The sequence below is a fragment of the Alcanivorax sp. genome, from assembly GCF_017794965.1.
GTDB lineage: Bacteria > Pseudomonadota > Gammaproteobacteria > Pseudomonadales > Alcanivoracaceae > Alcanivorax.
Genome location: NZ_CP051240.1, coordinates 3,795,717 through 3,818,783 on the forward strand (window position 1 = coordinate 3,795,717; position 23,067 = coordinate 3,818,783).

General features: G+C 54.5%; 10 protein-coding genes. All 10 read left to right on the forward strand.

Annotated elements, in window-relative coordinates; all coding sequences use genetic code 11:
• Positions 1-18: 18 nt before the first annotated feature.
• The 10 genes from HF945_RS16615 to HF945_RS16660 all read left to right on the forward strand — a co-directional run bounded on the left by HF945_RS16615 (position 19) and on the right by HF945_RS16660 (position 23,022).
• A complete protein-coding gene (locus HF945_RS16615) occupies positions 19-4,275 on the forward strand; it encodes a hypothetical protein (protein ID WP_290523673.1) in 4,257 nt (1,418 codons plus the stop codon).
• A 311-nt stretch (positions 4,276-4,586) separates the two neighbouring features.
• Positions 4,587-5,216 (forward strand): hypothetical protein, encoded by a 630-nt coding sequence (locus HF945_RS16620; RefSeq protein ID WP_290523674.1) that lies wholly within the window; start codon positions 4,587-4,589, stop codon positions 5,214-5,216.
• Complete coding sequence (locus tag HF945_RS16625; RefSeq protein ID WP_290523675.1) at positions 5,213-8,797, forward strand: AAA family ATPase; 3,585 nt, start codon at positions 5,213-5,215, stop codon at positions 8,795-8,797. Before HF945_RS16620 ends, HF945_RS16625 begins: the two co-directional genes overlap by 4 nt.
• Positions 8,798-8,990: 193 nt before the next feature.
• Positions 8,991-9,752: a ubiquinol-cytochrome C chaperone family protein gene (locus HF945_RS16630; RefSeq protein ID WP_290523676.1), complete on the forward strand. Its 762-nt coding sequence runs from the start codon at positions 8,991-8,993 to the stop codon at positions 9,750-9,752.
• Positions 9,745-10,701, forward strand: a complete 957-nt coding sequence (locus tag HF945_RS16635) for a hypothetical protein (protein ID WP_290523677.1) — start codon at positions 9,745-9,747, stop codon at positions 10,699-10,701. Before HF945_RS16630 ends, HF945_RS16635 begins: the two co-directional genes overlap by 8 nt.
• Before the next feature lie 317 nt (positions 10,702-11,018).
• Positions 11,019-12,599 (forward strand): MotA/TolQ/ExbB proton channel family protein, encoded by a 1,581-nt coding sequence (locus tag HF945_RS16640; RefSeq protein ID WP_290523678.1) that lies wholly within the window; start codon positions 11,019-11,021, stop codon positions 12,597-12,599.
• 10 nt (positions 12,600-12,609) lie between these two features.
• Positions 12,610-13,317 (forward strand): OmpA family protein, encoded by a 708-nt coding sequence (locus HF945_RS16645; RefSeq protein WP_290523679.1) that lies wholly within the window; start codon positions 12,610-12,612, stop codon positions 13,315-13,317.
• A complete protein-coding gene (locus tag HF945_RS16650; RefSeq protein WP_290523680.1) occupies positions 13,314-14,414 on the forward strand; it encodes an HNH endonuclease in 1,101 nt (366 codons plus the stop codon). Before HF945_RS16645 ends, HF945_RS16650 begins: the two co-directional genes overlap by 4 nt.
• Before the next feature lie 81 nt (positions 14,415-14,495).
• Positions 14,496-20,909 (forward strand): DEAD/DEAH box helicase, encoded by a 6,414-nt coding sequence (locus HF945_RS16655; RefSeq protein ID WP_290523681.1) that lies wholly within the window; start codon positions 14,496-14,498, stop codon positions 20,907-20,909.
• 1 nt (position 20,910) lies between these two features.
• Complete coding sequence (locus tag HF945_RS16660) at positions 20,911-23,022, forward strand: UvrD-helicase domain-containing protein (RefSeq protein WP_290523682.1); 2,112 nt, start codon at positions 20,911-20,913, stop codon at positions 23,020-23,022.
• Positions 23,023-23,067 lie beyond the last annotated feature (45 nt).

The window sequence follows — 23,067 nt, forward strand, 5'->3', positions numbered from 1 at the left end:
TAAACAGGACAACGCCCCATGGCAGTACAAGACAGCGCCGCCACCTTTATCGGCCTCACCAACGACAACGAATTCTTCAGTGCCCACTACCTGGCCGAAGTGTTCCAGGGTGACTTTGCCGATACCATCAAGGCCTGGGACAGCGAAGAAGACGCAGCCCGCCAGGCCCAGCGGGAAAAAGCCGAAGCCGCAGGCAAAACCATCAACGAGGCCGCTGGCGGCTTTGCCTTCAGCAGCCCCCACCGGTCCCTGCGTAACCTGAACCAGGATTACTTTGCCCTGCGCCACAAACTCAAGAGTGAGCGCACCGTCGAACAGCGCATCGCCCTGCAGCGGGAATTCTTTGAATCCTTGCTCACCGTACTCGGCATCCCCTACCAGCCGGAAAACCGCACCATTGCCGCCAACACGGAACTCCCCGTGCTGGCCGCCCTGGGCGATCAGCTCTGGGTGCTCGGTGCCCTGGATCAACACAACGAAGGCGAAGACCCGCTCTCCCTTACCCTGCACAAAAGCCAGTTCGTCGGCGCCGGCCCCCATCACGACAAACTCAAGGGCAGCGACTGGTACAGCATCCTCAACGAGGCCGTCTTCCGCCAGAATCCGCACCACGAAAACCCGCCCCGCTGGGTACTGCTCATCAGCGACCGTCAGGGCATCCTCATCGACCGCTACAAATGGTCCCAGAACCGCATGCTGCGCTTCGACTGGGAAGAGATCCTCGGCCGCCGCGACGACAAGACCATCAAGGCCACCGCCGTGCTGCTGCACCGCGACAGCCTGGCCCCCCGCGAAGGCCAGAGTCGTTTGGATTACCTTGATGAACGTAGCCACAAGAATGCCTTTGCCGTTTCCGAAGACCTGAAGTACGCCCTGCGCCAGGCCATCGAACTGCTCGGCAACGAAGCCGCCAGCCAGCTCATCGAACAGGCCCGCGACCGCAAGGAAGGCATCTACACCGGCAGCAACGCCCTCGATGCCGGCCAGCTGTCCCGGGAATGCCTGCGCTACATGTACCGCATCCTGTTCCTGTTCTACATCGAAGCCCGCCCGGAGCTGGGCTACCTGCCCGACGACGACACCTGGCGTCAGGGCTACAGCCTCGACAGCCTGCGCGATCTGGAAAGCGTGCAACTGACTACAGAAGATAGCCGATACGGACGCTACTTCCACGACAGCCTGCAGCGCATGTTCGGCCTCATCTACAACGGCCACCAGATTAGCCGTCAGGCCGACCAGTACCACGAAAGCACCGGCAACGCCTTCACCCTGCAGGGCCTCGACAGCCACCTGTTCGACCCGGCCAAAACGCCCCTGCTCAACAAGGTGGTGTTCAGCAACGACACCTTGCAAAAAGTGGTGCGCTCCATGTCGCTCACCCGCCCGCAGAAGGGAAAGAAAAGACGTGGCCGCGTCAGCTACACCCAGCTTGGCATTAACCAGCTCGGCGCCGTGTACGAGGCCCTGCTCAGCTACCGGGGCTTCTTCGCCATCGAAGACCTCTACGAAGTCGCTCCCAAGGGCAACAACATCAACCCCGACGAGCTGGACACCGGCTACTTCGTTACCCGCGAGCAACTGGACGAATTCGACGACCAGGAACGGGTCTACGACAGGGACAGCGAAGGCCGCAAAAGCCTGCGCCTGCACCCCAAAGGCAAGTTCATCTACCGCATGGCCGGGCGCGACCGGGAAAAGTCCGCCAGTTACTACACCCCGGAAGTGCTCACCAAAAGCCTGGTGAAATATACCCTCAAGGAGCGCCTCACCGACGACGTCACCGCCGACGACATCCTCAACCTCACCGTCTGCGAGCCGGCCATGGGCAGCGCGGCCTTCTTGAACGAAGCCGTCAACCAGCTCAGCGAAGCCTACCTCACCCGCAAACAGCAGGAGCTCGGCCAGCGCATCCCCCACGAGGATTACCAGCAGGAACTCCAGCGGGTGAAAATGCACATCGCCGACCACAACGTCTACGGTGTCGATCTCAACCCCATCGCCGTGGAACTGGCCGAAGTCTCCCTCTGGCTCAATGCCCTCAGCGGCGGCCACACCGTACCCTGGTTCGGCTATCAGCTGTTCACCGGCAACAGCCTCATCGGCGCCCGCCGCGAGGTCTACCCCACCATTGCCCTCAAGAAACAACCCAAAGAAGGCCTCTGGTACAACAACGCCCCAAGACGCCTCCCCCCGGAATCCCTTAATTCAGATGCCGCTGTAGGAACAAACACCCCTGTAGGAGCTTGCTTGCAAGCGAACCCCGGCAATGCCGAAGGCGAGCCGAATAAACAAGACACCGGCCCAAGAAAAGAAAACGAAATCTACCACTTCCTCCTCCCCGACCCCGGCATGGTCGGCTACAACGACAAGGTCGCCAAACAACTGCGCCCGGATGCTTTCAAAAAAATCAAAGCCTGGAAAAAGGACTTCTGTGCCCCCCTGGACGACAGCGAAATCCGCATTCTCCAGAACCTCAGCACCGCCGTAGACCGCCTCTGGCGCGAGCACACCCAGATGCTCACCCAGGACAGAAAACGCACCGAAGACAGCTACCCCCTCTGGGGCCAGGAGCAGGTGCAGGCACACCACACCAGCACCCGCGAAAAAGACGACATCCGCACCACCGGTATCTTCAACACCCATGCCCGCATCGCGTCCCCCTACCGTCGCCTCAAGCTGGCCATGGATTACTGGTGCGCCCTCTGGTTCTGGCCACTGGACAAGGTGGATGCACTGCCTGACCGGCAAAAATGGCTGTTCGACCTCAACACCATCCTCAACAGCGCCGGCACCTTCCAGTTCGCCGCCGAACAGGAAAGCCTGCTGCCAGAGGGAGTCGATCAGGCTTCCCTCTCCACAAGGGGACAAGCGCAGCGCAGAACAGCCGAAGGCTGGCCCGAAGGGCGAGCGAAGGATGAGCGAGTAAAGGGTGAGGGAGAGGGGTTGTTTGAAAAACCGGTAGAAGACCTTTTCGCATCGGAAGCCCCCCAACAAACCCTGCGCGAAGAAACCCGCGCCGCCCAGGCCGTCAGCACCCCCCGGGGCGAGCTCAACCTGGAAAAGCTGTTCAGGAACCCCGTCTTCGCCACCCTGAAAATGGCCAACGACTTGGGCGAACACTACCGTTTCTTCCACTGGGAACTGGCGTTCTCGGATTTGTTTGCCACCCGCGGAGGCTTCGACATCACCCTGGGAAACCCGCCATGGCGCAAGGTGGAGTGGCAGGAAGGCGGCGTACTGGGGGATTACAACCCGGCGTTTGTGCTACACAACCTCAGCGCCAAGCAGCTGACCGAAGAACGGGAAGCTGCCTTTGAGCGTAGCCCGGAGTTGGAGCAAGCCTGGTTTGCAGAGCTCGCGGAGGCGGAAGGCTCGCAAGCATTTTTGAATGGCATGCAAAACTACCCGCAGCTCAAGGGGGTGCAGACCAATTTGTATAAGTGCTTCTTGCCACGGGCTTGGTTCAATGTGAATGAAGAAGGGGTGAGCGGCTTTGTGCATCCCGAAGGAATTTATGACGACCCCAAAGGTGGGGGGCTGCGCAGAGAAGTCTACCCGCGGCTGCGTCAGCACTTTCAGTTCCATAATGAAGGGGGGCTGTTTGCCGAGGTTCACCACGCAACCATATACAGCATCAATGTGTATGGCCCTAAACGTAGTGAGGCTTCCTTCAGTCATATCGCCAACCTGTTCATTCCCCAGACTGTTGATGTCTGCTTCTCACATGACGGGAGGGGGAAGGTTCCAGGGATCAAGGAGGAAGTAGAATCCACCAGTGGTTCGATCAAGAGTATCTGGAACACTAACGGCCACCGCGACCGTATTATCGAAATCAGTCAGCATGAACTGGCTCTGTTTGCGCAGCTGTACGATGAAGTGGGTACGGATGCCGTGGAGGCACGGTTGCCTGCGCTGCATGCACGACAGCTCACCAACGTACTGGAAAAGTTCGCCGCTCAACCTCGTCGTTTGGGGGATCTAAAAGGGCAGTACCTCTCGCTAGAGATGTGGCACGAAACCAATGCCCAGAAAGACGGCACTATCAAACGGGAAACTTGCTTCCCGGCGGAATCAGAGCAATGGGTGCTGTCCGGTCCCCATTTCTTCGTGGGTAGCCCGTTCTACAAAACCCCGCGAGCAGAGTGCACCAAAAATAGTGACTATGACGTCCTCGACCTGCAAACCCTGCCGGACGACTACCTGCCACGCACTAACTACGTACCCGCCTGCGACCCCGCCACCTACCGCGACCGCACCCCCGCGTGCCCTGGGTAGAAGAGGGCGAGCACCGTGAAAGATTGGTGACGGATTATTATCGAGCAGTGTTTCGTAAGATGATCGGGCCATCGTCAGAGCGGACATTGTCTGGAGCACTGGTGATACCTAATGCCGCGCATATGGACGGCGTATTTTCAGTTGTAATCAAATCACAAAGAGATACTGTTTTTTTTACAGCAGCCTGTTCTTCAGTCGTTTATGACTTTTTTGTTAAGTCTACAGGGAAAAATAATTTTAGGGACGATTTGGCTAAACTTTTGCCAGTGGTAATGCTAAATGAGAGGGCTCTTGTGCGAGGGTTGACGCTAATGTCTTTGACTTTGGGGTTTTCCAAACTCTGGCAATCCAACTGGCAAGAAAGCTTCCGCCAACAACGCTGGGCCACCTGCGAACCGATCGCAGCCCTGCCGCAGGACTTTTTCGCCAAGCTGACCCCGGAATGGCAAAGAAACAACGCCCTGCGCACCGACTATGCCCGCCGTCAGGCCCTGGTAGAAATCGACGTTCTGGTCGCCCAGGCCCTGGGTCTCACCCTGGAAGAACTGCTCACTATCTACCGGGTGCAGTTCCCGGTCATGCGCCAGTACGAAGCCGAAACGGTCTACGACCAGACCGGCCGCATTGTCTTCACCCCCAGCAAGGGTCTGGTCGGCGTCGGCCTGCCCCGCAAGGCTAGCAACAAGGAACTCAAGGAAGGCACCCACTACGCCCTCCACACCCCCGACCGCACCGAAACCGGCATCGCCCTGGGCTGGGAAGACATCCAGCACCTCACCGAAGGCACCGTCAGCAAAACCTATATGGATGATACCCTCCCAGGCGGCCCCACCGAACGCACCATCCAATACCACGCCCCCTTCTTCAAACCGGATCGGGAAGAGGATTACCGCGTGGCATGGGAAATTTTTGAGGCAGCTTCAGAAGGAACTGAGTCATGACAGTACATATGACATTGCGCCTTGCCTGGCATAACGATGGATGGAATGGTCGAGTTTGTGAGAACCCGGCGAACAATACTTATTGTGTGGGATGTGCTTCTTACCCTGGCGAACTTATTCGTGAGCAGCGTGACCTGGACTGGGAAAAAAAGCACGCTGGTGAGAAGTTTTCTGAACTGGAAAAACCTGCGGCCTGCATGTATAGCGGGTCTGCGTTCTCTGAGGAAGGGTGTGAAGTGCTGGCTGAGCCACCCGAATTCTTCAATGATGATACCGAGATTAAGCGCTGGCGCATTCCCCCGGCGACGGCCTGCACCTGGCCCTATGAGGCCATGTACAACATGGAAGGCGTCAAAAAGGGCAACGGTTACGATTATGACAAGCGCCTGGAGCACGCTGAAGCCCATTTCAAGGGATTTGAAGGCGGGAAGAGCCTTGTTTTTTACTATGCGAACTATTCAAACCCTCTTAGCGACGATGAAAGTCGTCGTTACCTGCTGGTCGGCGTTGCAAGGCTAAAAGAGATCGCACCCACAATTTTCTATGAGAATTGTTCGGAGAGAACCCTTGAGCGTTACAAGGGATTTGTATGGCAGCGAGGGGTAACCTCGCATTACCCTGAGCAGGGGATTCGTTTGCCATATCATCGCTATCTGAACAAGCCTGACGTTCTTCAGCAATTTGCCGCTTATCCGGAAAACGCCAATCTCTGTAAATACGCTACAAAAGTGGTCAGTGACGATGAAGCGCTTGGCCTGCTGGAGCAAATTCTTGAGTCCGCGCGAATTGTCAGGGATGACGTCCAGGACGATAGTGAGAACTGGGATCAGCGAATTCATTGGCTGGAGGCGCTGATCGGTGAGCTATGGAAAAGCCGGGGAGCGTATCCAGGAATGCCGGCTGTTCTGGAGCAGCTGGGTGTCGGAGAAGCCATTAGCGGCTTCAGATCAATGGTGGAGCAAGGCAAGGAATCAGAAGCCTATCGTGAAGTGGCTGATTTCCTGGCGGGCAAGACCGAGTATGTTGCGGGCTTTTATCCACACAAGGAGGAGCTTGAAGAGATTAGAAGAAATGTGCTCCTGCAAGAAGATGAGCATGTTTCGCTGCTTTTGAACGTGCTGTCGAGAATTTCGATAACCAAAAGCCAGCTTGAGGCAATTCTTTCTGATGATCGCATTCAGGTAGGTATCGCCTCATCGATTTCCCAATTGGAAGCCAATCCTTACCTCATCGCTGAGCAGTATTCCGGAGCTGACCCGGCGGATGGGATTCGTTGGAGTATGGTGGACAGGGGTATGCTTCCTTCCCCGGAGTTATCTGCTGAGCCTCTTTTTAAAAGAAACAGCAAGGAGCGCCTCAGGGCACTGATCCTGGAAACCTTGCGGGGGAATCCTCAGCAAACCTTTTTGCCGGCTTCTCTGGTTGTTGACCAGGTTAATAACAGGGTCAAGGCGCAGCCCGAGTGGAAGCAAAACCTGATTACCGAAAAGTACCTTGCCGTTGATAAAGCCTTCTACGATGGCGCGATATATCAGCGCAGGGAGGGGGATGTCGACTACCTTTACGACCTGAAAACCTGGGAGGATGAGCGCCTTGTAGAGCAGGTGCTAAACCGTATGCTCACTGCGCCAGATCTGGATCTTCCTAGACCCGTGGGCAAGGATTTCTGGCATAAAGTGCTTTTTCATGAGTCAAGCTCCCTGGCGAAGAACGCTCGACAGGAATATGAGCAAGCAATTATGGAGCAAGGTCGCGCGTGTCAGAAATCCATTAGCAAGCGATTTGTTGCCATGACCGGAGGAGCGGGAACCGGAAAAAGCACTGTGATCAAAGCCCTGATCAAGGGGATTTACAAGGTTTATGGAGATGGCACGAGTATCGCTGTCATTGCGCCAACCGGGAAGGCCACGGATCGGATTCGGCGGCTGCTGGATGGAGACGACCTCGACCGGGTTGCTGCTTCGACGATTCATTCCATTCTCGCCAGATATGGCTGGCTGAATTCCAATATGACTTTCCGGCAGTCAGGCGGTAAGCGACTGGCGGACTACGGCGTCATCATCATTGATGAGTCTTCCATGATTGACCTGTCTTTGATGGCGGCGCTGTTTCGGGCAGTAGATTGGAGCGCCGTGAGTCGACTGATACTGGTCGGGGATGCGGCACAGCTGCCACCAATAGGTGTCGGCAAGCTATACGCGGATATTATTTCGCATTTACGTGATGACCACCCTGATAATTTTGTGGTCCTGGATGCCAACCTCAGACAGCTGGAAAACCGTGTATCTGGGAAGGGGAGTGGCATTCTTTCGTTGGCAGATCTTTTTATCAATCGGGCGGTGCGCTGTGAAGACGAATCGGAAGAGCGTGCTCAGGCCCGTGAAGAAATGATTTCAAGGCTGCACGAAGGCGGTGTTATCGATGATGACCTGGATGTGGTTTATTGGTCTGATCCCGAGGCTCTGCAGGAAACCTTGATCACGCGCATTACACAGGAACTGACAAACGAGGGTAATCAGGAGCAGTCGGACTCACAGAAATGGGGGAAGGCATTACAGGGCAATATCAATTGTTTTCAGATCCTCAGCCCCGTAAGAGGTGAGCTCTATGGTACCGAGTCTATTAATCAGAGTGTTCAGGCATTCAAGAGTCAATACTGGCTCAAGCGGGGCGAGGTCGATGGAATTACTCTTTTCGATAAGGTTATCCAGATCGTTAATAGACCGCAATCTCGGTCACTGAAAGGCTATGACCATGATCGGAAAGAGGTGCGGAAAGATATTGAGATTTTCAACGGAGAAATCGGCTCTGTTGTTCCGTCAGGCGCTGACTGGAAAAAATTCAAGTGGACTGGCTTTCAAATTAAGCAATTTTCGGTCCAGTTCTCAGGAAAAGAAAAGCTGTCTGTGAACTACTTTGGTCGGGCTCAGGATAAGCCAGAAGCAAACCTGGAGCTTGCATACGCGATTTCTGTTCACAAAGCGCAAGGTAGTGAATTTGATCATGTCTACTTTGTGCTGCCTGAGCTGGGTAAGACAGCGCGATATATGGAGCTGGTTTATACCGCGCTGACACGGGCGGCAAAAAAATGCACCGTATTCATAGAGAAAGATGTTTCGACCGTTGTCAACGCAATGCGGCCTGAGCAGTCCTCATTATCGGTCATCAATTCTTCGTTGTTCCGGTTTCAGCCTGTTGCGGATCACCTTATCAATCGCTCGGAATGGTATGAGGCCGGGAAAGTTCATCAAGCCCTGACAGGCGACATGGTTCGAAGTAAATCGGAAGTGATTATCGCCAATATGCTTCACGAGCGTGGCGTCAAATTCTGGTACGAACGCCCCCTGAAGGCCTCTGACGGCACCCTTTATCTGCCCGATTTTACCTTGCAGGTGGGCGGAGAGCTGTATTACTGGGAGCATCTTGGCATGTTGTCGCGGGCCGAATACAAGGCACATTGGGAAGAAAAGGCGCAGTGGTATGAAACACATTTCCCCGGGAAACTGGTTACCACTGAAGAGGGGGAGAAGTTGAGTGAAGAAGCACAGGCAATGATTGGCCGTTTGTCGGGGATGGGTTGATAATTTCCGGGTTGATGGTTTTTGAAGTCGCTCAGGAATCCAGTAGTGCGCTTGCACTTGACCGTGAAGAGATTCGGCTCTTGATAAAGGTGCTTTCTATCAATCACCCTGGGCAACGCTCTGCCGCGGCCAAACCCAATGCCGCTCACTTTGGGGATAATAAAGTCATGAATGACATGGAGAGTGAAAAGTAATGACATCGAAAACGATATCAACCTGGGATTTGTTCAAACAGGCTGGCAACGAAGATCTTGATCCTTTGGTGGGTTACCTGAAAGAGGCGTCGCTCACTGAATGGTTGACTGTGAGCGAGAAGTACAAGAAGTATTCTCCTGATCACTCAAAATATATCAGTGAAATATACGATGAAATTTGTCTTTTCGGTGGTAATACGTTTGCCAACTTGTTCCGAGGAGGCAAAGGGCCTGGCTATAAGGAAGTTTTAGAGGACGCAGCTAAGAAGGTTGGAGTTAAGAATATAAAGGGTCTTTCAATTGAAGAGATTGAAGAAGAAATGATCCAGTGCCTATTACGTAAGGCGATCAAAGAGGCTAAGGGGGAGGACTTGAAGGAGCTTCGAAAACAGCTGGAGGAAGCTGGCCTCAAGCACAAGGATTATAGCGCATTCGTTTCAGGTGCTAGCCTTGCTACCCTTCTGGGAGCAAATGTCTTTCGCTTGGTGATGGCGGAGACGTCCGCGGTGATTGCCAATGCTGTAGCTAAACAGGTGCTAGGGCATGGTCTTCGAATGGCGGGTGGTGCTGCATTGGGGCGCCTGGGTGCAGTTTTAGCGGGTCCGATTGGTTGGGCTGTGGCTGGATTATGGATGGCAGTCGATATTGCAGGTCCTGCCTTCAGAGTAACAATTCCGTGCACAATCCATATAGGCATGTTACGCCAACAATGGATTTGTCAGCAGCGGGCTGCTCATATGGAAGGGGCGTTCGATGACTAAAGTTTCCGTGCTGTTCGAAGTGCCAGATGAGATAGCGACTGGATTGATGGATGGATCCCTGGAACGAGTTGGAGGTGTGATTCGTCGTTCGGGTGATAAGAAGGTACGCGCTTGGTTGCGCGAGGGGATGGGGGAGCTACAGAATGATGCTCCCGGAGATGATCTCTTGGGGGGCGGGATTCCGGGTAGTCAAAAGGGGCCGGGATTGCCCGATGTGATAGCCAATCAGCAGTTAATGATGGGTTTGCAAGTTGCAAACCTTGCAGTCAGTGCGGCTGGCTTTGCAGTTATTTATCACAAGCTAAACAGGGTAGAGGGAATCCTTAACGGAGTAGACAGTAAGTTAAATAATCTGCGTCATGATATGGCATGGCTCGATAAAAAACAGTTGCTTTCTGAAATCGCTCCAATGGCTGGAGCAATGAAAGCTTTGAACGCAGCTCGGGACATTAAAGATGAAGGGGTTTTCAAAGGAAAGCTGATTGATGCTGATGGCCGTTTGGATACAGCTAAAGAATACTTCTATGGTGTGATTGGGAGAATGTTGGCTGAGGAGCTCGAATGTATACGGCCGGAGGAATTTGCCGCTTGTTACCGCGCATGGCTAATGGCCAATCAAGGAGCGATTGATGTGATGCTCGCTTTGGACGAAGGTGTGGCAGCGCGGAGTCGTCTGGAAATATTGAAGAAAGATCATGCAATGCTGGGTAATTCACTAAAAGAGAGTCGCATTGACGTAGGGCGGAGAGTTAGGGGGGGGAGGGTCGCACAGAATGTGGATCAATATCTGGACGATCTCAGTCATCAGATGGTGGGTGCTCATGATCTCATCAAAGGCCAAGCTTTGATGCTTGAAGTCACACAAGATCAGAAAATTTCGGTAAGAGATATTGATCGTCAAATCATTCAGCCAGATCCCGGTTTCTTTTTTTATTATATAGAAAGTTAATCGCTGGTGCGATCTACGGGATCTAAGTGGGTGGTCATGGATTTCCCCTTGTGTGCATCAGTAACAGGCCTGGAGGCGGCAGGAAAAAGCGAAATTCCGGAAATGTTTGTCAGAGAAGTTGTGGGGTTCGTGATGTCATATCTGATGTTCATTGGGTTCGGTTCTGATAGTGATCTAGCCGGGTAACCGAATCAGGAATAGGTCGTAAGGGGTATAAGGTAAATTATTTTCAATGTTTGGTCTGGGTGCATATCAAAATTTGGGTCGCTGGCTTGTTGGTGCTAGTGATTTATCTTTTTCTATGAGGGTGAGGCTTCATGTTTTCTTCTCCAATTGAGTCTGCAATCACGTCCATCGGGGCTGGGTTGCTTACCGAAATTTTCATCGCTGTATTGGTGGTCGTTTTCGGCATGGCCATCGTGTGGAAGCGGGGTAACCAGCATCATGGCTTTACCCAGTATGCGCCCACGCTGCTGACCACGCTGGGCATTCTGGGCACCTTCACTGGGATTGTGGCCGGGTTGCTGGACTTCGATGTGAAAAACATTGACGGCAGCATCGAGTCGCTCCTTGCCGGGATGAAGACCGCCTTCCTGACTAGCTTGGTGGGCATGCTGCTGGCACTGATTTACAAGGTGCTGATTACCATTGGCTGGCTGAGCGTGAAGGATAATTCTGTCATCGATGAAGACAGTATTGGTATCGCTGAACTGTATGGCGTCATGAAGGATCAGCGTGACGGTATTGTGTCCCTGAAAGAAGCCATTGGTAGTGGTGACGAGTCCTCACTCACCGGGCAAATGAAGCTTCTCCGCTCTGACACCAACGACAACTTCAAGCTGCACCAGAAATCCTTTGGTGAGTTTGAAGAGCGTTTGTGGATCAAGCTGCAGGACTTCGCCGACATGCTCTCCAAGTCGGCTACAGAGCAAGTGATTGAGGCCCTGAAACAGGTGATTGTGGATTTCAACAATAACCTGACCGAACAGTTTGGCGAGAACTTCAAGCAGCTTAATGAGGCGGTTTTCAAGCTGGTGGAGTGGCAGGAGAGGTACAAGGAGCAGATCGCCCAGATGGTGGAGCAGTATGCCCTGGGTGTGACTGCCATTGGGCAGACCGAAGCGTCCGTGAATGCCATTTCGACCGATACCCAGAAAATCCCGGAATCCCTTGCGCTAATGCGCAATGTGCTTGAGGTGAACCAGCACCAGATTGAGGAGCTGGATCGCCACCTGGAGTCCTTCGCCCAGATGCGAGACAAGGCCGTGGAAGCGGTGCCCCAGATTCAGGAGCAGATTGATAGCACGCTCAAGGGGGTCACTGAGGCGTCTACGCAGATCTCCAGCGGCATGAAAGAAGCCGGTGAGAAGCTGCAGACTGCCATCGTGCAGGGGGCCCAGGAGTTTGTCGATAACAGTGCCCGGGTTAACCAGTCACTGCAGGGCAGTTCTGATGTGATCGCCAAGAACAGTGAAGAAGTGAAGCAGCAGTTCTCTGATCTGGTCACCGAGCTGAACAGCAACTTCCGAAACCTGATGGCAGAAATCACCAGCCAGAACGGGGAGCTGGGCAAGCAGTTCAAGGAAGCGGGGCAGAAACTGACCAGCGAACTGGGTAACGCCCAGCGGGAGTTCCAGGCCAATCTGGAACGCATGGCAGAAAAGCAGAGCGACGAGGCGCAACGGGTGTTCGCTGGCCTGCGTAAATCCGTAGAGGATGCGCTGTCGGATACCAAGGATGCTGTCACAAAGCAGGTCGGCATGATCGACTCCTCATTGGAGAAAGAGCTCAGCACCGTGATGTCGGAAATGGGCCGGGCGCTGGGCCAAATTTCTGGTCAGTTCACGGCGGACTATCAGAAGCTGGTCCGTGAAATGCGCGCGATCACCAATGCTTGAGGTATGAACCATGTCTGACTTGTTCAATACCCGGGCTGCGGAACAGGAAGAGCACCACTGGCTATCCGTATCGGATTTGATGGCGGGCCTGATGGTGGTGTTCCTGTTTATTGCCATTGCCCTGATGCGAAACACCCTGGAAGAGCAGCGCAAGGTCAAGGAAATTGCGGTGGCCTATCAGGAGACTCAGGTGGCCATCTATGATGCCCTCATTGGCGAGTTTGAGAAGGATCTGGAGACCTGGAATGCCCATATTGACCGGGATACGCTCACCTTTACCTTCAATTCTCCTGATGTTCTGTTCGAGCAAGGCAAGGAAGCCATCAATTGGCGCTACCGAAAGCTGCTGTCGGATTTTTTCCCTCGCTACATCAGGGTGCTGGACAGGTTCAACAAGGAAATTGATGAAGTCCGCATTGAAGGCCATACCAGCAGTGTCTGGAATCGCCACGTCAGTGCCTCTGATGCCTACTTCCTGAACATGCAGCTCTCCCAGGGGCGAACCCGTAATGTGCTGGAATATGTGTACGGCCTGGACGAAGTGGCCCCCTATCAGAAGTGGCTGAAGGCTCATGTGGCAGCGGTGGGATTCTCTTCCTCTCGTCCGATTGTGAACGATGAAGGCAATGAGGATGGCCGCGCCAGCCGACGGGTGACCTTTCGGGTAATTACCAACGCGGAAATCAAGATCAAGCAGATCCTGGAGACCGTGCAATGAAGATCCGCACGGACTTTGGGCTTCTCTGGCAGTCGGTGAAGCAGATGGGTGCCGATGAGCGGGATTTTTCCTTCGAGGTCTCCTCGAGAGAAGAGATGGATATTGATATTGAGCTGGAGCGTGGTGTTGAGGTCGCTCTGGACGATCTCGAATCCACCGGGGGCTTGCTTTCGTATAAGGGAAGGCAGGTTCTTCTGTATATTCCGGATCATGGCAGCTGGGTTCAGTCTGTCATCGATGGTAAAAATCAGGGAAATCGATTTCACGTTGGGGATTGCACAAAACTTGATGAAATGCGCCAGAAGGGAAAGTTTGACCGTTATACGGTGACGACTGATCTGAGCGGTGTATTCAGAATTTCCGGCCAGAGTAATGTCTCATCCCATATTGAGCATGATGCTGAGCTGAAAGTCTGCAAGCTTTGTCTGAGGATGTTGAACTACCGAGGATATGATACCGGGCCATTGGCCAAGAAAGTTATCTTCGAAGAATTTTCCATATCCGATTTTTTTGCTACGTATAGCACACAGTTTCGTTTTCTTCCCAAGCAGTTGCTTGATCGTCGATCTGGGTACTCAGATGAATGGTCTGAAATATCGAGAAGGTACCGGGAATCAAGGAGCTGGATTTGTGAGTGTTGCGGTATCAATCTGGCGGGCAATAAAAATCTTCTCCACTGCCATCATGTCAGTGGTAACAAAAGAGATAACCGTGATGATAATTTAATGGCTTTGTGTGCGGACTGCCACAGCAAGCAGCCTGACCATGAAAAAATGTATGTCAGAAAATCAGAGATGATTGAGATACAGCGGTTACGAAGACATCAGGGCATTTTGGATGTTTTGCCAGGATGGGATGCTGTGCTTGAGTATATCGACTCGGCCTACGAGGGCGTCGCAAGGAAGATCATGAAGACTTCTAGGTCGCTTCCTGCCGTTGGTGAAGATATTGAAAATAGCAAGGGTGAAATTGTGTTAACTCCTGAGCTTTCCTGGCCTGCCCAACGGTTTGCCATCGTCGATAACGAAGAGCAACTCGATACGCTCACTCAGGTTGGTTGGCGCGCAATGACAATGGAGCAGGTGCTGAAAAGTTGAGGGGCGAAGGAGCTGTTTTGAATCAATGGGTTGCGTGAGTGCTCCTCGCCAGGCTGCTACGGATACTAACAAGGATAAAATATGATTCCCGGCTTGTTGGCCAGTGAAGTCGCTGCGGCGCTGAAAGAGTTCATCGTTACCGGTTACGAAACCGAAACGGCCCCGTTCAAAGGGGAGTTTCGGCGGCTGGTGGAAGAGCAGCAGGGTGGCGAAGCCTTTATCAAGGGGCCCTATGTGCAGGTGGGTCTGCCGTTCCTTGCCGGAACCAGTGGCCGGGATTTCTTCTCTGGCTTCAATACGGATTTTCCCCCTTATGCGCATCAGGAGCAGGCCTGGAAGCGGCTGGCGTCGGATCGCAAGGGGGGCAACACGCTGGTGGCCACCGGCACCGGCTCCGGTAAGACCGAGTGTTTCCTGTATCCCATCCTGGATCACTGTCAGCGAGAAGATGGCAAGGGCATCAAGGCCATTGTGATTTACCCGATGAACGCACTGGCCAGCGACCAGGCCAAGCGTTTTGCAGAGGTGATTCATGAGCAGGCGGCCTTGAAGGGCTTGCGGGTGGGGCTGTTTGTGGGGGGCGATGGCCTGGGCTCCAAGGCCATGAGCAAGGATCAGGTGATTACCGACAAGGAAACCCTGCGCAGCAACCCGCCGGATGTTCTACTCACCAACTACAAGATGCTCGATTACCTGCTTATGCGCCCCAATGATCAGGCGTTGTGGGCGCACAATGGGCCTGACACCTTGCGCTATCTGGTGGTGGACGAGCTGCATACCTTTGATGGAGCCCAGGGCACGGATCTTTCACTTCTGATCCGGCGTTTGCGTGCCCGCCTTGGCATGAGCCCAGAAAAGCTGTTGTGTGTGGGTACCTCAGCTACCCTGGGCGGGGAGGACAGTCTCAATGCCCTGCTGGGCTATGCCTCTGACATCTTCTCGAGCCGTTTCAATCGCGATGCGGTGGTGGCTGAGCAGCGCAAGTCGGATTCCGACTTCCTCGACAATATCGGCTTTCTGATTCTTAACCGTGAAATTGGGCCGGAAGCACTGATTGAGGCCCAGCAGCAAGGGCTCGAACAATACCTGGGCAAGGCCTACGACCTGTATTTCAGCAAGGAGCCGGATGCCCCGCTGATGGATAAGGCGGGCCAGATTGCCCTTGGCAGGGAGCTGAAGCAGCATGGCCAGCTGGCCAATCTTCTGCGCCAGCTCAAGTCTGGCCCGACGCCCACGTTTTCTGACCTGGTAAAACGGCTTGCAGGCCAGATTCCTCCCCTGTTCGCCAAACAGCCCGAGCAGGCCCTGATTGCCCTGTTATCGCTGATGGCCCATGCCCGCGCGGAAACCGGCCAGCCCTTTGTGCAGTTGCGCTTGCAGCTCTGGTCCCGGGAGCTGCGCCGTATTGTCGGTGCTCTCAGAGAGCCTTCCCGCACGGAGATGGCTGATGAAGAGGGAGATGCATCGGCAACGGGGGCTCTGCCTTTGCTGTCCTTCGGTGATGACCAGCCGCCGAAGGATCAGCAGCATATCCGGCTGCCGCTTGTGCAGTGTCGAGAGTGTCACGGCACGGCCTGGCTGACGCGGATGGAGGCGGGGCATCCTGCAGATCAGATGATCGAGACTGATCTTGGCAAGATCTACCCTTCGTTCTTCAGCAACCACCATGAAACCAGCCTGCTGATGCCCTGGCAGAATGACGCCGTTTCCCAGAGTGGTTTTCATCTTGAGCATTTCAAGGTGTGCCGGGAATGCGGCAAGACGGCAGCAATGGATTATGCCGGTGACTGCAAGAGCTGCCAGGCGGGCAATGATGCCCTGGTGCGGGTCAGCAAGCCTTACATGCTCAAGGAAACCCAACAGGCTAATGTAAAACGCATCATCCATGAGCGGCATTGCCCGTGGTGTTCGGCCCGCTCTTCTCTGGTGGTATTCGGGGCCCGGGCTGCCAGTCTGAGTGCGGTTGCCATTCACCAGTTATTCAGCAGCCGCGACAACGATGATCGCAAGCTGCTGACATTTAGCGACTCGGTACAGGATGCGACCCACCGGGCCGGTTTCTTTGCCGCCCGTACCTGGCACAACAATGTACGCATGGCCCTGTCGCAGTTGCTACAGGACGAGCCAGGGGCATTGTCGCTGTTGTCTTTGCCCGAGCGGTTCGAGGCCTACTGGCTCGCGCATGAGGGCCGTAGTGGCCGGTTGTCGATTGACAAATACCTGCGCGAATTCATGCCGCCGGAAAAACGCTTCTTCAAGGATTTTGAGCATTTCGAGCTGACCGGGGAAGTGCGTAACCCGGGACCGCTGCTCAAACTGATCCGTGAGCGGATGCTGTGGCAGTTGCTGGAGGATCTGGGCTGGCGTTCCCAGGTGGGACGTTCGCTGAATCGCCTGGGGATTGCCGCCATTCAGTGGCCGCAGGAGATGGTAACCCAGGTGGCCAAAAGCTGGGCCGAGACAGTGGATAACACCCTTGGCTATCGTATCAGTGGTGAGACGGCGGGCAAGTTCATGCACGGCCTGGTTCAGCATCTGGTCTCCGTGGGGGCGTTTGGGATGGACTACCTGCGTCTGTACCGTGAGAAGGCGGGCAGGGCGTACATGCTGAATCTGCTTGGTTTCGTGCCCAACTACGGCCCGGGCTCCCCGCGGCCGAAGTTTCCTTCGCTTAAGAATGGCGAAGGCTATGAACTGCTGGCCCAGAACTCGGGGACTCAGACCTGGTATGAGCGCTGGCTGCATTGCCTGAATCCGGATTCACTGGTGGATCGCAAGCAGCTGGAGCATGTGCTGGTTGCCGCCTTTGAGGCGCTTTGTCAGTCAGGCCTGCTGGCTGAGGAGCTGAATGAACGGGGGGTTCGGGTGTGGATGCTTAATCCTGAGCGCCTGTCGCTGACAACGGATGTTCATGGTGTGGAGTGTCCGGGGTATCGCCCAATGCATGTGCCTGCCGAACAGGTGCAAGCCTGGATCAACTTGCCAATGATCAGCGCGGCCAGCCCTTCGCTCGTCTATGAACACGGCGTTCCTGTAAGGGAGTCGCTCTATCGCAATTTGTATCGCCATGGAGAAATCCATCGCGTGATTGCCCATGAGCATACCGGGCTGTTGGCGCCCGGCGAGCGAGACCGGGTGGAAAAGAGTTTCATCGATGGGAAAAAGCCCTGGGAATATAACCTGCTTTCCGCTACGCCAACCCTGGAGATGGGTATCGATATCGGTGATCTCTCCAGCGTGCTGTTGTGTTCGGTGCCTCCGGCACAGGCCAACTACCTGCAGCGGGTTGGCCGGGGTGGCCGCCGTGACGGGAACTCCTTTGTGCTCACTGTGGCAAACGGGCGCCCCCATGACCTGGTGTTCTATGCCGACCCGGGACGAATGCTGGATACCCCTGTAGAACCACCTGCGGTGTTTCTCAAGGCGCGCCATGTGCTGCGCCGTCAACTGCTGGCTTATACCATGGATTGCTGGACGCACCAGTCGAAAGGCGATAACCAGGTGCCCAAAACCATGCAGCCGGTGCTGGATGCGGTGGAGAAGACGCAGGAGGATCGTTTCCCCTACACCCTGCTGAACTATCTGAAGCACAACATGCAGGAGATCTGGGACGGCTTCAGTGCGCATGTGGCATCAGAACTGGGGGGCGATGACCTGGAGTTGCTTCGCCAGTATCTGTTTGGTGGCCCTGAGCACAAGGATGATCACTTGCAGCTGTATGTGGTGGGGAGGCTCAAGGTAGTGACCGATGAGCGTTTGCAAATGACGGCCACCATCAAGGAGCTGGACAAGCTGCTCGAAAAGCTGAAAAAACGGCCCCAGGATGACAGCACCCGGGCAGAGATTGCCGAGCTTGAGAGGGAGGCTGCGGGTTATCGCAGTATGCGTATCCGTCTTAATCGTCGGGAAACCCTGAACTTCCTTACCGATGAGGGGCTGTTGCCAAATTATGCCTTCCCGGAAGAGGGGACGACTCTGCACTCCGTTATTTTCCGTTCAGAGAAGGGGGCGGCGGGTGAAGGTGTTCAGCAAGAGTTCATCAAGCGTGAGTACGAGTACCAGCGCCCGGCCCAGGCAGCCTTGAGTGAGCTGGCACCGGAATCCGTTTTCTATGCCGGCAATCGCAAGGTCAAAATCTCGCGGGTAGAAACCGCCAAGGGACGTAATATCCAGGATTGGCGGTTCTGTCCTCGCTGTCACTATTCCGCTCCAGCCGATGTGCCTGGCTCCGGTTTCCAGGACAAGAGTTGTCCCCGCTGTCATACCCACCAGTGGGGTGACGAGAGTGCCCGCACCAAGATGCTAAAGATGACCCAGGTGTATGCCTTCACCAATGCGAAGGATGCGCAGCTGGATGACAACTCGGATGATCGCGAGCCGGCTTTCTTCAATAAGCAGATGCTGATTGATTTCAAACTGGAGGATGTCCAGATCACCTGGGTGCTGGATGACGATGATCGTCCCTTTGGTTTCGAGTTTATTCGTTCCGCCAACTTCCTGGAGGTGAATTTCGGTCGCCGCCAGGGTGAGGAAATGCATTTTGATGTGGCAGGTCAGCAGCTTCAGCGGACCGGGTTCCCGGTGTGCCGCGAGTGCGGGTCCGTGCAAAGCCAGAAGGCCGCGTCTGGGAAAGCCCAAGCGGAGCATCTCAAGAGCTGCAGTTTCTCCAAGGGGCCCAAGCCCCTGCCAGGCGGCAAGGAAGACTCCGGGATCGAGAACTGTCTTTACCTGTACAGGAACTTTTCCTCAGAGGGGCTGCGTATCCTGCTGCCCCGTCTATCTACCGGTGGAACCGAGGAGCAGGTGAACTCCTTTGTGGCTGCGCTGCAACTGGGGCTCAAGCGCAAATTCGGTGGCAAGGTCGATCATCTGCGGGTGGCACAACAGAGCGAGCCCATTGGCGAAACGGATGAGCGTCGCTATTTCGTGGTCCTGTACGACTCTGTTCCGGGTGGTACCGGTTATCTCCATGAATTGCTGAGCAATGTGGAAAACATGCAGTCGGTCTTCAAAATGGCCTATGAGGTGATGAAGGGCTGCGATTGCTATGACAACACCATGGATGGTTGTTACCGCTGCCTGCTTGAGTATCGCAATGCCTATGGGATGGAGAGCACCAGCAAGGCGCTGGCGCTGGAGATGCTCAAGGATATTGTCGAGGGGGAGCATCAATGGGTTGAGGGTGAACAATCCCTGAGTGCGCTGGCGGGTAATCCCTGGATGGACAGCGAGCTGGAAGCTCGATTCCCGGAAGCGCTTGCCCGCTTATCGGGGCAGCCATGTGTGGATAGCCAGAAGGTGCGTGTCAATCAGGATGTGGTGCATGGCAAGCATGGCTATCGGCTGACTATTGGCGAGAGGGCTTATGAAATTGAGCCTCAAGTCGATTTGGGAATGGCGCAAGGCGTCCAGTTTGCCAGCAGGCCTGATTTCGTGTTGTGGCCTGCGGCCTCTGGACTGAAGCCGGTCGCCATTTTCCTCGATGGCTATCAGTACCATGCGGGAAAGATCCAGGAGGATTTGCTGAAGCGGCAAAGCCTGATGCATGCCGGTTTTGTGGTGTGGTCGCTCAACTGGTATGACGTGAATCAGGTAATGGGAGACAAGGCCTGCGATGTGCCTTTGCCGAGCGGCATGACTTCGCCGCAATGCAATCATGCTGCCATCACTGCCTTGGCCAAGGCCGCTAAAGAGGACCATCTTGGTGAGCACCTGGGCAAGACCAGCTTTGAGTTGCTGATGGTTTTTCTGGCTCGCCAGAATTCGCGATCCCTTGCGAACCAGGCCCTGTTGTTTGTGTTGCAGTGTCTGCCGGCAGGGTCGATAACCAATCCTGCTACCCGGGAGGAGATTACTGATCGTTTGCATGGTCTCCCGGCCTCCTACACTGACCGCAAACCCGACCCCATTGCGTTGGCTGGTGCCGTCTCGATTGACGATGACAAGAGCGACGCCGTTTTGGCGTTGGACTTTGTCGCCGGGAAGGAATTGCTAAGCCGTGTGGATCTGGATAAGGCGATGGTGAGTGTTTGTTACCACCGTGGTACATCCAGCGATGAACTGGCCCGCTATCAATGGCAGCGGCTATGGATGCTAGTGAACTGGATCCAGTTTTTACCTGTTACTTATACCTGGACACCGCAATCGAAGAGTGAGGGTTCCGCTGCGGGCCTGTTGTGGGCGGAGCCTGAGGATGCCCAAGCGGAAGACACATCTTCACCTGAATGGTATGAAGACCTGGAGGCGGAAGTGCTTGAGCAGCTTGATGGCGTTTCTGTGACTTGGCCGGAAGTGCCGCTGGTAGGGGACGATATCCTGAATGCCGACGGTGAGGTTATCGGTATTGCTGAGTTGATTTTTGAAGATTCCAGAATCGCGCTGCTGCTTGATGACCAGGTTGCGTTGAAACCAGAACTTGAGGTCGATGGTTGGTCTGTCTTTACCGAAATCAATGCGTTGGTGGCTGCCATCAACAAGCAGGAACAAGGAGTTTGAGATGGCAAGCGTTGCATTTTCCGATAAATATTTTAACAGCCTGTCCAAGTTGACCCCGAACGAGCAGAGCCAGGCCAACAAGGCCGTCATGCTTTTTCAGAATGATCCCTGGCATGGTGGTTTGCATTACGAAAAGCTGGCCGCATTCCGGGATGACAAGCTGCGTTCCATCAGAGTTAATCAGGACGTGCGTATCATTCTCGCCTCGGCAGAAAAGGAAGATCTCTACCTGATGCTGTATGTGGATCATCACGATGATGCCTATAACTGGGCATCCAAGCGAAAGGTGGAGATCAATCCGAATACCGGGACCCTGCAGGTCTATACGGCAGAGGAAAACGCAGTCAAGCAAGCCGATGTCGAGAAAGGAATGCCGGATCGACCGGGCCTGTTCGATGCCATCCGGGACCGACAGCTATTGCAGCTTGGTGTCCCTGAGGATGCGTTGCCATTGGTGCGGGAGATGAAAATCGAGGCGCATCTGGAATCGGCCAAGGTAAACGAGCAGCTTCCAGAAGATGCCTATGAGGGGCTCTTTCTGCTGATGGCGGGAGCCAGCTTTGAAGAAGCGTATAATGAAGTGGTTCCGGCGGCCCCACAGGATGTTGATACCAATGACTTCATGGCTGCATTGGCTCGCCCGGAAACGCAGGCGCATTTTGCCGTTGCCGAAAATGAAGAAGAACTCAAAGCAGTATTGAATCAGTCAATTGAGAAATGGCGTGTTTTTCTGCATCCGGCTCAGCGTCGATTGGTTGAAGGCAAGAAGAATGGTGCCGTGCGGGTGCTGGGCGGCGCGGGTACCGGTAAAACCGTGGTCGCCATGCACAGGGCTAAATGGCTGGCAGACCATGTGGCGTCTGCAGGGTCGAAGATCCTCTTCACCACTTTTACACGCAATCTGGCCACGGATATTCAACAGAACCTGAACAAGATTTGCAGCCAGGAGGAGCTGGAGCAGATCGAGGTCATGAATCTTGATGCCTGGGTGATGGGGTTCCTGAAGAAGCGCGGCTATGACTATGGCCTGCTGATGGACAGCCGGCAGGAACGGCAGCTCTGGACCCAGGCCTATTCAGAAAAGCCCGCCGGTATCGATCTGAGTATGGCCTTCTTTCAGGAGGAATGGGCCAGGGTAATACAGCCCCAATCCATATCCAGTGTGGATGAGTACAAGAAAGCATCACGTATTGGCCGGGGGACACGATTAAATCGCAAGCAGCGGATCGAGATCTGGCCGGTTTTTGAGCGATTCCGTCATCTGCTAGCCAGCAACCACCTAAAGGAAACGGATGATGCCTATCGCGATGCTCGCGAGTTGCTGGAGGCAAACCCGGATCTCCGTCCGAATATCTGCTCTGTTGTTGTCGATGAAGCCCAGGATATGGGCACCCAGGCATTCCTGCTGCTTCGTGCATTAGTGCCGAAAGGGGCAAACGATATCTTCATCGTCGGCGACGGCCATCAACGTATCTATGGCAAGAACAAGGTGGTGCTGGGGCAGTGTGGCATTGATATCCGGGGCCGCAGTGCAAGGCTGAAAGTGAATTACCGCACAACCGATGAAACCCGAAAGCTGGCAGTCAGTATTCTTGAGAATGTAGAGGTAGATGACCTGGATGGTGGGGAAGACACCCACCGCTTCTACCATTCCCTGATGCACGGTCCTGCCCCGGTGGTTCAGTGCTTTGATTCCATTGATCAGCAGGTTAGCGCGATTCTGGAAGCGATCAAGGAGCACAGTCTCGCTCCGGAAGCTTGTTGCGTTATTGCCCGTACACGTAAAGAGCTCGGCAGTTTGCAGGGTGCTCTTGAAGGCAAGAACCAGCTTTGTCACACCCTTGACGGACGAAGCTCAAGCACTCCTGAAGGCTCGATCAATCTGGCGACCATGCACAGGGTCAAGGGGCTCGAGTTCGATGCGGTTTTCCTTGCCTCTGCTAACAAGGGATTGGTTCCCCTGGATTTCGTGGTCAATTCAGCTGCTGATGTTGTCACACGAAGACAGTTGGAGAATGAAGAGCGGGCACTGGTTTATGTGAGTCTTACCCGGGCGAGGAAGCTGGCTTATGTGTTTGGTTATGGGGTGATGAGTGAGTGGTTTGGGGTTTAAAAAAAGAGTTATCGAATCGGTGGAAGTGATAGGAGATGAAACCCG

Excerpts from the sequence above, each read along its gene's own strand:
- HF945_RS16615 (WP_290523673.1), top strand. The coding sequence starts at position 19 with ATGGCAGTACAAGACAGCGCCGCCACCTTTATCGGCCTCACCAACGAC.
- HF945_RS16620 (WP_290523674.1), top strand. The coding sequence starts at position 4,587 with ATGTCTTTGACTTTGGGGTTTTCCAAACTCTGGCAATCCAACTGGCAA.
- HF945_RS16625 (WP_290523675.1), top strand. The coding sequence starts at position 5,213 with ATGACAGTACATATGACATTGCGCCTTGCCTGGCATAACGATGGATGG.
- HF945_RS16630 (WP_290523676.1), top strand. The coding sequence starts at position 8,991 with ATGACATCGAAAACGATATCAACCTGGGATTTGTTCAAACAGGCTGGC.
- HF945_RS16635 (WP_290523677.1), top strand. The coding sequence starts at position 9,745 with ATGACTAAAGTTTCCGTGCTGTTCGAAGTGCCAGATGAGATAGCGACT.
- HF945_RS16640 (WP_290523678.1), top strand. The coding sequence starts at position 11,019 with ATGTTTTCTTCTCCAATTGAGTCTGCAATCACGTCCATCGGGGCTGGG.
- HF945_RS16645 (WP_290523679.1), top strand. The coding sequence starts at position 12,610 with ATGTCTGACTTGTTCAATACCCGGGCTGCGGAACAGGAAGAGCACCAC.
- HF945_RS16650 (WP_290523680.1), top strand. The coding sequence starts at position 13,314 with ATGAAGATCCGCACGGACTTTGGGCTTCTCTGGCAGTCGGTGAAGCAG.
- HF945_RS16655 (WP_290523681.1), top strand. The coding sequence starts at position 14,496 with ATGATTCCCGGCTTGTTGGCCAGTGAAGTCGCTGCGGCGCTGAAAGAG.
- HF945_RS16660 (WP_290523682.1), top strand. The coding sequence starts at position 20,911 with ATGGCAAGCGTTGCATTTTCCGATAAATATTTTAACAGCCTGTCCAAG.